The sequence below is a fragment of the Bradyrhizobium sp. BRP56 genome (assembly GCF_020194035.1).
GTDB classification, from domain to species: Bacteria; Pseudomonadota; Alphaproteobacteria; order Rhizobiales; family Xanthobacteraceae; genus Bradyrhizobium; species Bradyrhizobium australafricanum.
In genome coordinates, this window is sequence record NZ_JADYVV010000096.1 from 17,540 (window position 1) to 28,024 (window position 10,485).

A 10,485-nucleotide genomic window follows, 5' to 3' on the forward strand; every position below is an offset into this window, starting at 1 on the left:
TTCCCTGTGGCAGACCCCTAATATATGGGGTCCTACTGCGGCGCTGCCAAGGCAGCCGAAAGTCGCGTGCTTGTCTGGAAAGAGCAATGCATCCGTAATGCCAGAGTTGCGATTAAGAATCGTTCTTAGGACTCGGTTTCGTCGCCCGGCGCGGATTCCTCGAAGCGCTCGCGCGGCCAGACGATCTGCACAACGGCGCCGTGATCGGGAAAGGTGCGATTGGTAAACGACACCTTGGCGCCGGTACGTTCCAGCAGCGTCCTTGCGATGAAAACGCCCAGACCGAGGCCCCCACGTGGGTTTTGGGCCTCATCCGCACCTCGACGACGCGACAGATACGGCTCGCCGATCCGCTTCAGCATGTCGGGCGCGATGCCCGGACCGTCGTCGGAGACGACGACTTCAACGGTCTCGGCGTTCCACCACGCGTTCACCTCGACCGTCTGGTGCGCGAAATCGACCGCATTTTCGAGAATGTTTCCGACGCCATAGAGGATCGCCGGATTGCGCGCGGCGACCGGTTCAGGCGTTGCTGCGACAGCAAGCCGCACCTTGATGTTGATGCCGAAATCGCGATGCGGCGCCACCGCCTCCTCGATCAAGGTCGACAGCTTCATGGTGTCGAACGGCGCACCGCTCGATGACAATTGCGCGATCTTGCTCAGGATGTCGCGGCAGCGCTGCGCCTGCTCACGCAGGGTCTTGAGGTCGCCGCCGATCGCCGCGTCATGCACCGTCTTCTCGAGTTCACGCGAGATCAGGAAGATCGTCGACAGCGGCGTGCCGAGCTCGTGCGCGGCGGCGGCCGCGAGGCCGTCGAGCTGGGTCAGATGCTGCTCGCGCGTCAGCACCAGTTCGGTCGCCGCGAGCGCGTCGGAGAGCTGGCGCGCTTCCTCGGTCACCTGGAATGCGTAAAGGCTGGTGACACCGATCGCGAGCAGGATCGAAAGCCAGACGCCGATCAGATAGATCGGCGGCAGTACCAAGGGATCGTCGGCATCCCAGGGCAGCGGCAGATGGTAGAAGAACAGCGCCGAGGCGCAGGCGACCGCAAGGCAGCCGAGCGCGATCGTCAGCCGGATCGGCAGCACGGTGGCCGAGATCAGGACCGGCGCCAGGAATAGGAACGAGAACGGGTTCTGCAATCCGCCGGTGAAGTACAGGAGGCCGCCGAGCTCGACGATGTTGAACGCGAGCAGGGCCGCGGCATAGGCCGGCTCCAGCCGCTGCATCGGGTTGAAGGCGATCTGCAGCGCCAGATTGAGCAGCGCCGAGAACGTCACGATGGTGACGCAGGGGACGATCGGAACGTCGAATTCCAGTCCCTGCGCCACGATGAAGATGGCGACGAGCTGGCCGAGCGCGGCGAGCCAGCGCAGCCGCAGGATCGTATCCAGGCGGACGTAGCGGCGGGGCTGGCGGAAATCGGAGGCGACGTCGGTCATGCCGGGACCTTAGCTGTGCCGTGGGCGGCGCACAAATTCGCGACTTAGCGCAACGATGCAGGGCGAGCCTTGCGCTTATTGTCGCAATGGCTCAATTACGGCCATATGCAACAGGTCGGGACAGGTCAGAGGCAAGCTCCGGCGGCTGAACAAGGCGAGTCGGCCGCGATCGACGTCGCGCATCTGGTCAAGGTCTACAAGACCACCCGCGCGGTCGACGACATCTCGTTCCGCATCGCGCGGGGCAGCATCACCGGCCTGCTCGGCGGCAACGGTGCCGGCAAGACCACGACGATCGCGATGATCATGGGCCTGGTGCTGCCGACCTCGGGCAGCGTCGAGGTGCTCGGTGCAAAAATCCCCGAGCAGCGCTACGACGTGCTCGGCCGGATGAACTTCGAAAGCCCCTATGTCGACATGCCGATGCGGCTCACGGTGCGGCAGAACCTGACCATTTTCGGCCGCCTCTATGCCGTGCAGCATTTGCATGAGCGGATCGACCAGCTCGCCGACGATCTCGATCTCAAGGAATTCCTCGATCGCTCCAACGGAAAGCTCTCCGCCGGGCAGAAGACCCGCGTGGCGCTGGCGAAGGCTCTGATCAACGAACCGGACCTCTTGCTGCTCGACGAGCCGACCGCCTCGCTCGACCCGGATACCGCCGACTGGGTGCGGCAGCATCTCGAGACCTATCGCAAGACCCATAACGCGACCATCCTGCTGGCGTCACACAACATGCTGGAGGTCGAGCGCCTCTGCGACCGCGTCATCATCATGAAGCGCGGCAAGATCGAGGACGACGACAGCCCCGAGCGGATCATGGCGCGCTACAACCGCGACACGCTGGAAGAGGTGTTTCTCGACGTGGCGCGCGGCCGGGTGCGGGAGGGTGCACCATGAGCGAACTCGTCAGCCAGCACCAGCACGCCATTTCACTGCAACGCATCAACGCGATGGTGCTGCGCTATTGGTATCTCCTGATGTCGTCGTGGCCGCGGCTTTTGGAGCTGGTCTACTGGCCGGCACTGCAGATCATCACCTGGGGCTTCCTGCAGAATTACATCTCGCAGGCATCCGGCTTCTTCGCCAAGGCGGGCGGCACGCTGATCGGTGCCGTGATCCTGTGGGACATCCTGTTCCGAGGGCAGCTCGGCTTCTCGATCTCGTTCCTGGAGGAGATGTGGGCGCGCAACCTCGGCAACCTGATGATGAGCCCGCTGAAGCCGATCGAATTCCTGCTCTCGCTGATGATCATGAGCCTGATCCGGCTCGCCATCGGCGTGATCCCGATGACGCTGCTGGCGCTGTTCTTCTTCGGCTTCAACTTCTACGCCATCGGGCTGCCGCTGATCGCGTTCTTCTGCAATCTGATCTTCACGAGTTGGTCGGTCGGCGTGTTCGCCTCGGGCCTCGTGCTGCGCAACGGGTTAGGGGCGGAGAGCATCGTCTGGACATTGATGTTCGCCGTGATGCCGCTCGCCTGCATCTACTATCCGGTCGAGGTGCTGCCGGCGTGGCTGCAAGTTGTCGCCTGGACGTTGCCGCCGACCTATGTGTTCGAAGGCATGCGCTCGCTGTTGATCGATCACGTCTTCCGCGCCGACCTGATGGCGTGGGCGCTGATCATCAACGCGTTCCTGTTCGCTGCCTCTTTTGCGATCTTCCTTGCCCTTTTGCAGAGCGCCAAGCGCAACGGGTCGCTGCTCGGCGGTGGTGAATAAATGTCACTTTCTCGTGGATTCTCGGCCTTTTAGCCCGATATCGCCCCCAGATTCGGCTCGCGGCGCATTGACGCATTGTTACGCATTGGTCAGTATGCTGCGGCGCAAAACAGGGGTCTGAAAATACTATGCCCATCGGTGAATTTGGCGGTGCCCCGCCACTAGCGGCGGAAGGCAGCCCGGCACTCACGACGCCGTTGTACTGGATGTACGAGATGGCGCATGCGTCGCTCAATCCGGTGCGCGCGGTGACCGACGCCACCAAGATCCTGTTTCAGAACCCGCTCAATCCGTGGACCCACACCGAGTTCGGCAAGTCGATCGCCGCCGGCTGCGAGCTGTTCGAGCGCACTACGCGCCGCTACGGCAAGCCGGAATGGAACCTGCCGACGACCGAGGTCAACGGCATCCGCACCCCGGTCGAGGTCCGTTCGATCTGGGAAAAGCCGTTCTGCCGCCTGCTGCATTTCGATCGCAAGCTGACGCGCCCGCTGCGTTCGCCGCAGCCGCGCGTGCTGATCGTGGCGCCGATGTCGGGCCACTATGCGACGCTGCTCCGCGGCACGGTCGAGGCGTTCCTGCCGACGCATGAGGTCTACATCACCGATTGGGCCGACGCGCGCATGGTGCCGCTCGCGGCCGGCCGGTTCGATCTCGAGGACTATGTCGACTACCTGATCGAGATGCTGCACGCTCTCGGCGGCAACATGCATGTCATCGCGGTGTGCCAGCCTTCGGTGCCTGTCGTGGCAGCTGTTTCAGTGATGGAAGCCAACAACGACCCGTTCGTGCCGCTGTCGATGACGCTGATGGGCGGGCCGATCGACACCAGGCGCAATCCGACCGCGGTCAACAACCTCGCGGAAGAGCGCGGCATCGAGTGGTTCCGCAACAATGTCATCACCAAGGTGCCGTTCCCGCATCCTGGCGTGATGCGCGACGTCTATCCGGGCTTCCTTCAGCTCAACGGCTTCATCAGCATGAACCTCGACCGGCACATGGACGCGCACAAGGCGCTGTTCGCCAATCTGGTCAAGGGTGACGGCGATCTCGTCGACAAGCACCGCGAATTCTATGACGAGTATCTCGCGGTGATGGATCTCACCGCCGAATATTACCTGCAGACCGTCGACCTCGTCTTCGTCAAGCACGCGTTGCCGAAGGGCGAGATGACCCATCGCGGCAAGCCGGTCGATCCGTCGAAGATCCGCCGCGTCGCGCTGATGACGGTCGAAGGCGAGAAGGACGACATCTCAGGTCTTGGCCAAACCGAGGCGACGCACGCGCTCTGCACCGCGATCCCGAACCATCGCCGCGTGCATTACGTGCAGAAGGGCGTCGGGCACTATGGCGTGTTCAACGGCTCGCGTTTCCGGTCCGAAATCGTGCCGCGGATCTCCGATTTCATGGTTTCGGCGGCCAATACGCGGCTTTCGCTGGTCGCCGCGGCCGAATAGGTATCGCCCCGGCCGCGATTTTCGCGGTCGCGCAAGCCACTGATTTAACTAAAAGAATCTCAAATCGGGCAGGGTTCAAGGGATGAGTATAATTTCATTCTTTGGGCCTTTTTCGTAACCTTGATTCATCGGAAAAATTCCGGTTCCAGCCCCTGCCGGTAGAGGTCAATTAACGTCCGACCCCTGTATATTGGGCAAATGATTTGTTTTTGCGCCGAGCGCTTTCCCTGGCGGCGGATATGGCAAAGTTCGGGCGAACTCCTGCTCCCCGGACTCTCAGAAATGGCTACTCGCGCGCTCCTCTATCGGCGGCCTGCCGAACCCGCGACCGTATTGGTCAGACACGGCTCCCAGTTCTTCACCGTCAGGTTGCGCCGGCATAGGCGCGCGCGCCGCTACACACTCAGGATACATCCGACCGATCGTGAAGCGATCCTGACGATGCCGCCGCGCGGCACGATTCCGGAAGCCAAGGAGTTCGCTAATCTCCATGGGGGCTGGATTGCCGCCCGTCTCGGCCGTCTGCCGAAGGCGGCGCCGTTCCAGCCCGGCACCGTGGTGCCGTTGCGCGGCGTGCCGCATCGCCTGGTGCACCGCTCGGGCGAGCGCGGCACGGTGTGGACCGAGACGCGCGACAGCGGCGAGAGGATCATTTGCGTCGCCGGCGGCGTCGAGTACATGGATCGCCGCGTGCACGACTTCCTCAAGCGCGAGGCGCGCAAGGACCTGCAGAAGGCGGCGCAGCTTCACGCCGCGGAACTCGGCGTGCGGGTACGCCGGATCTCGATCCGCGATCAGTCCAGCCGCTGGGGCTCGTGTACTTCGGCGGGTTCGCTGTCGTTCTCATGGCGGCTGATCCTGGCGCCGCCCTTCGTGCTCGATTACCTCGCCGCGCATGAGGTCGCCCATCTCGTCGAGATGAACCACTCGGCGCGGTTCTGGCGGGTGGTCGACAAGGTCTGCGCGTCGGTAACGCGCGCCAAGAACTGGCTCGACACCTACGGCAACGACCTGCACCGCTACGGAATCCAGGAGTAGGGCGCGCTGTTCGCCCCGAACGTTGCTGTCATCGCCCGCGAAAGCGGGCGATCCAGTATTCCAGAGGCGTTTGTCTTCAATCCAGGGGCTGAGGCGTACTGGATGCCCCGCCTTCGCGGGGGATGACGGCTTGAGCGCGTAGCCCGGATGGAGCGTAAGCGTAATCCGGGGCAGCTTTCACCGATGGCGTGACTGGTCCCGGATTACGCTTCGCTTCATCCGGGCTACGGAGCAACGCGATCCGTCCGCCTACCGACTTCTACCGAAACAACCGATCCGCCAGCCAGCCGTCCAGTCCAGCTGCCGCCTCCGGCCGCGCGTTCGGGTTGGGTGGGGCCGAGGCGCGGGTCGGCGTCGGCGGGGGCGCGCGATAATAGCCGCCGGATGGTACCGCCGGCGGCGGCGCCTGCATCGGCGGCTGAAGCTGCATCGGTCCCGCCGGCGCTGACGGCGCGGTGACCTGTGACGAGATCTGCATCAGGTTCGCCGGTCCCCAACTGCCCTGCGAGTTCGGGATCGCGGCGACCGGCACGCCCTGATGCGCCGCCTTCATGAAGCGGGTCCACACTTCGACCGGCAAGCCGCCGCCGGTCGCCTTCTTGGTCGGCGAATTGTCGTCGTTGCCGAGCCAGACGCCGGTGACCAGCTTGGCGGTGTAGCCGATGAACCAGGCGTCGCGATAATCCTGGCTGGTGCCGGTCTTGCCGGCGGCGGTCCAGCCCGGGATCTCCGCCTTGCGCGCGGTGCCCGAGATCAGCGTCTCGCGCATCATGCTGTTCATCATCGAATCATAGCGCGGCTCGATCACCTGGTTGGGCGGATCGGTCGGGCGGTCATAGAGCAGCTTGCCCGAACTGGTCTTGATCCTGGTCACGACATGCGGCGAGATGGCGTAGCCGCCATTGGCGAACGGCGCATAGGCGCCGACCAGCTCGATCACGGAGACTTCCGAGGTGCCGAGCGCGATCGAGACGTTGGACTCCAGCTTGGAGGAGATGCCGAGCCGGTGCGCGGTGCGCACCACGTTCTTGGCGCCGACCTCGACGCCGAGCCGCACCGCGACCGTGTTCAGCGACATCGCCAGCGCCTGGGTCAATGTCACCGAGCCGAAATATTCGTGGGTGTAGTTCTCCGGCTTCCAGCCCTTGATGTCGAGCGGCGCGTCGGTGCGGATGGTGTCCGGCGTCAGCCCTGCCTCGACCGCGGTGAGATAGACGAACGGCTTGAACGCCGAGCCCGGCTGCCGCTTCGCGGTGACCGCGCGATTGTACTGGCTCTCCGAGTAGTTCCGGCCGCCGACCATGGCGCGCACCGCGCCGTCCGGCGTCATCGCCACCAGCGCGCCCTGGCTGACATTGAACTTCACGCTTTTGGCGGCGAGCTCATCGATGATTGCGGCTTCGGCGACGTTCTGCAGCTTCGGATCGATCGTGGTCTGCACCACGATGTCCTGGTCGATCTGGCCGACCAGATCGTCGAGCACTTCGCCGATCCAGTCGGCGACATAGTTCACGGTGCCGGCGCCGGCCGGCTTCACCGCAATCGAGGGCTGGCCGATCGAGGCCTTGGCCTGCGCCTCGGTGATGAACTTGGCGTCGGCCATCGCCGCCAGCACGACCTGCGCGCGCTGCTCGGCGCCTTCAGGGTTGCGATTTGGCGCCAGCCGCGACGGCGACTTGACGAGGCCGGCCAGCATCGCGGCTTCCGGCAGCGTCACGTTCTTCGCCGACTTGCCGAAATAGCGCTGCGCGGCGGCCTCGACGCCATAGGCGCCGGACCCGAAATAGACCCGGTTGAGGTAGAGCTCGAGGATCTCGTTCTTGGAATGCTTGCGCTCCAGCCAGAGCGCGAGCTCGGCTTCCTGCAGCTTGCGCTGCATGGTGCGCTCCTGGGTCAGGAACAGGTTCTTGGCGAGCTGCTGGGTCAGCGTCGAGCCGCCCTGCGAGACGCCGCGATGCAGGAGGTTGGTCACCGCCGCGCGCAGGATGCCAACCGGGTCGACGCCGTAATGCGAATAGAAGCGGCGGTCCTCGATCGCGATGAAGGCCTTCGGCAGATAGGGCGGCAGATCCTTCAACGCGATATTGGCGCCGGCCATTTCGCCGCGCTGCGCCAGCACGCTGCCGTCGATGCCGACGATCTGGATCGTCGGCGGACGCTTGGGAATCTCCAGCGACTGGATCGGCGGCAGATGCGCGCCGACCCACACCACGACACCGATCACCGCAATGCCGGCCCACAGGCCGAGCACCGCGGTCCAATAGAACAGGCGGCCGATGCCAAAGCCGCGCGACTTGCTGCGCCGCTTGCTGCCACTGCGCGACGGGCGCGGTTTCTCGCTACCGGAATCGCTGCCCTTGTCGCTGCCTTTGGGTTTGGATTTGGCGGGCTTGTCGTCGCCGCCGCCGGGAATGCGGTCGGACGGCGACAGCCGGAGGTCGGCAAGCGCGGCCGGAAGCCCGAACAGCGGCTCCTTGCGCGCACCGCCTTTTTTACGTCCCCACGCCATCCGCAACGCTCACACCCTGACAGAGCGCACGCTAGCGTTCCCGGTTTAAGGCGCGGTTACGCAAAGCTTAACGGGGGATTAGGAGGTGAGGCAGCGCGTGCTACATAGAGATGGAACAAGAAACGAAGGAGCACCGCATGGGCCATATCGATCCGACCAAGGACGTCTTCGCGCAATTCCGGGACAACAACCGGCCGGGCCCGATCCACATGCTCAACCTGGTACGCTTGCGCGAATGGGCCGCCTATCCCGACGGTCGCAAGGCCACCGGCGCGGAGGCCTATGCCGCCTATGGCCGCGAGAGCGGGCCGGTGTTCGAACGGCTCGGCGGCCGCATCGTCTGGCAAGGCCGCTTCGAGCTGATGCTGATCGGTCCGCAGGAGGAGCGCTGGGATCACTGCTTCATCGCGGAATATCCAAGCGTCGCCGCCTTCGTCGAGATGATCCGCGATCCCGTCTATCGCGAGGCCGTGAAACACCGCCAGGCCGCGGTGGACGATTCCCGCCTGATCCGCCATGCGGTGCTGCCGGTCGGCAAGAATTTCGGCGAGATTCCGAAGTGACGATGTCGGCCGTCGGCCGATATCGTCATGCGCGGGCTTGACCCGCGCATCCATCGGAGAAAAGGCCTTCTCAATTGATGGATTGCCGGGTCAAGCCCGGCAATGACGAGTCACAAAAAACAAATCGGCGGCCCGGAGGCCGCCGATTGCTTTTCAAACCTGCGCGAACCGACTAGCCCGCCGGGCCGGCGTCCTCGAGGATCGGGCCGAACAGCTCCCAGCGCTCGCCGTTGAAGCGCATCATCTGCAGCTGCTTGTTGACGCGATAGTCGTTCGGCGCGGTGTTGCCCTTGATGCCGGGCAGCGCCATGTCGAGCTCGACATTCTTCAGGTTGGTCGCCTGCTTCAGCACGTTGTCGCGGGTCAGGTCGTCGCCGCACTGCTTCAGCACATGCACCATCAACTGGGCGGTCGAGTAGCCATAGGTGTTGAAGTTCGAGTTCTTATCGCCGTCGGGATAGTACTTGGCCATGAAGTCGAAATAGCGCTTCATGCCCGGATCGTCCTTCCACTGCGGATCGGCCGGATCCTTGCCGTAATTGGTGCTGATCAGGCCCTTGGAGGCTTCCAGGCCCGCCGGCTGCAGCACGGCGCCGACCGAGGTCGCGTTGATGTCGACGATGTGGATCGGGTGCCAGCCGAGCTCGGCGATCTTCTTGATCGCCTGCGCCGCCTGCTTCGGCGTCGAGGCCGAGAAGAACAGGTCGGCGCCGGCGTCCTTGATCTTGATCACCTGGGAATCGATGGTCGGGTCGGAGACCTCATAGGAGGCTTCGGCCACGATCATCTTGGCGGCCTTGTCGCCGAGGCCGGCCTTGATGCCGTTCAGATAATCCTTGCCGAGGTCGTCGTTCTGATAGAGCACGCCGATCTTGGCGTTGGGATGCTCCTTCAGGATGTACTGGCCGTAGATGCGGCCTTCGACGAAGTAGTTCGGGTTGAAGCCGAGCGTCCAGGGGAAGTTCTTCGGGTCGGTGAACTTCGAGGCGCCGGTGGCGGCAAACAGCTGCGGCACCTTCTTGGCGTTGAGATATTTCTGCACGGCGGCGTTCGACGGCGTGCCGACGATCTGGAAGGTCAAGAGCACCTCGTCGCTCTCGACGAGCTTGCGCACCTGCTCGACGGCCTTGGGCGGCGAATACGCGTCGTCATACTGGATTAGGTTGATCTTGCGGCCGTTGATGCCGCCCTGATCGTTGATCATCTTGAAGTAGGCTGCCTGGGTCTTGCCGATCGAGGCATAGGCGGAGGCCGGTCCGGAGAAGGGGACGGTCTGGCCGATCTTGATCTCGGTGTCGCTCGCGCCCGGATCGTACTTCTTCTGCGCAAAGGCCGACGTTGCTGACAGCGCGATCGCGAGCGCCGTTCCCGTGACCAAGTGGAAAATCCCGTTCCTCATAGTGCTGTTTCCCTCACGTGACTGATGGTTGGCCGATGATCTTGTCCGCGGGTTCAAGGTCCCGCGGTCGCCATCGCTGGGCCGGGATACTGGAGGAACCGTTATTGCAACGCAAGACGAGCGCTGCCGAAAAGGTGAGCGATTTCAGTCAACCAAAGTAGGGGGCGCTGCGAAAAGGTGGGTGGAGCGGCGCGAAGGTTGGGGCCCGCTTTACCTCGCCCCGCCTGCGGCTCTCGTATGCACACATCTTGCTAGGCGATTTGATTGCTGATTCCGTGGGTTGAGTGATGATTCACGGAGCGTTTGATGTTGGGACTGGAATTTGGCCTGGGGCGGTTCGGCGACCTGCGGCT

The 10,485-nt window shown here is 63.7% G+C and carries 8 protein-coding genes; 5 read left to right on the forward strand and 3 right to left on the reverse strand.

All coding sequences use genetic code 11. The annotated features are described in order from the left end of the window. Positions 1–125: 125 nt before the first annotated feature. Entirely contained in the window at positions 126–1,445 is a 1,320-nt protein-coding gene (locus I6F38_RS39975; RefSeq protein ID WP_225164266.1) for an ActS/PrrB/RegB family redox-sensitive histidine kinase, read from the reverse strand. Between the two features lie 105 nt (positions 1,446–1,550). Here I6F38_RS39975 and I6F38_RS39980 point away from each other — a divergent pair, with 105 nt between their 5' ends. The 4 genes from I6F38_RS39980 to I6F38_RS39995 all read left to right on the forward strand — a co-directional run bounded on the left by I6F38_RS39980 (position 1,551) and on the right by I6F38_RS39995 (position 5,661). Beyond that, entirely contained in the window at positions 1,551–2,345 is a 795-nt protein-coding gene (locus I6F38_RS39980; RefSeq protein WP_225164269.1) for an ABC transporter ATP-binding protein, read from the forward strand. Beyond that, a complete protein-coding gene (locus I6F38_RS39985; protein ID WP_225164267.1) occupies positions 2,342–3,166 on the forward strand; it encodes an ABC transporter permease in 825 nt (274 codons plus the stop codon). Before I6F38_RS39980 ends, I6F38_RS39985 begins: the two co-directional genes overlap by 4 nt. A 128-nt stretch (positions 3,167–3,294) precedes the next feature. Next, on the forward strand, positions 3,295–4,623 hold the full coding sequence (gene phaZ / locus I6F38_RS39990; RefSeq protein WP_028341465.1) for a polyhydroxyalkanoate depolymerase: 1,329 nt from the start codon (positions 3,295–3,297) through the stop codon (positions 4,621–4,623). 198 nt (positions 4,624–4,821) lie between these two features. Beyond that, positions 4,822–5,661 carry a SprT family zinc-dependent metalloprotease gene (locus I6F38_RS39995; protein ID WP_076824634.1) on the forward strand — a complete coding sequence of 280 codons (840 nt, stop codon included), beginning with the start codon at positions 4,822–4,824 and terminating at the stop codon, positions 5,659–5,661. Positions 5,662–5,920: 259 nt separating this feature from the next. Here the strand turns inward: I6F38_RS39995 and I6F38_RS40000 are convergent, their stop codons facing one another. Next, positions 5,921–8,170, reverse strand: coding sequence for a penicillin-binding protein 1A (locus I6F38_RS40000; RefSeq protein WP_225164268.1), 2,250 nt, complete (start codon positions 8,168–8,170; stop codon positions 5,921–5,923). Between the two features lie 137 nt (positions 8,171–8,307). Between I6F38_RS40000 and I6F38_RS40005 the strand changes: the two genes are divergently transcribed. Further along, complete coding sequence (locus tag I6F38_RS40005) at positions 8,308–8,733, forward strand: DUF1330 domain-containing protein (protein ID WP_016845520.1); 426 nt, start codon at positions 8,308–8,310, stop codon at positions 8,731–8,733. Between the two features lie 172 nt (positions 8,734–8,905). Here the strand turns inward: I6F38_RS40005 and I6F38_RS40010 are convergent, their stop codons facing one another. Further along, positions 8,906–10,132, reverse strand: a complete 1,227-nt coding sequence (locus I6F38_RS40010; protein WP_018269220.1) for an ABC transporter substrate-binding protein — start codon at positions 10,130–10,132, stop codon at positions 8,906–8,908. Positions 10,133–10,485: the final 353 nt, after the last annotated feature.

Coding starts and splice junctions, on each gene's coding strand:
- I6F38_RS39975 (WP_225164266.1), bottom strand. CDS start 1,445: ATGACCGACGTCGCCTCCGATTTCCGCCAGCCCCGCCGCTACGTCCGC.
- I6F38_RS39980 (WP_225164269.1), top strand. CDS start 1,551: ATGCAACAGGTCGGGACAGGTCAGAGGCAAGCTCCGGCGGCTGAACAA.
- I6F38_RS39985 (WP_225164267.1), top strand. CDS start 2,342: ATGAGCGAACTCGTCAGCCAGCACCAGCACGCCATTTCACTGCAACGC.
- phaZ (WP_028341465.1), top strand. CDS start 3,295: ATGCCCATCGGTGAATTTGGCGGTGCCCCGCCACTAGCGGCGGAAGGC.
- I6F38_RS39995 (WP_076824634.1), top strand. CDS start 4,822: ATGATTTGTTTTTGCGCCGAGCGCTTTCCCTGGCGGCGGATATGGCAA.
- I6F38_RS40000 (WP_225164268.1), bottom strand. CDS start 8,170: ATGGCGTGGGGACGTAAAAAAGGCGGTGCGCGCAAGGAGCCGCTGTTC.
- I6F38_RS40005 (WP_016845520.1), top strand. CDS start 8,308: ATGGGCCATATCGATCCGACCAAGGACGTCTTCGCGCAATTCCGGGAC.
- I6F38_RS40010 (WP_018269220.1), bottom strand. CDS start 10,132: ATGAGGAACGGGATTTTCCACTTGGTCACGGGAACGGCGCTCGCGATC.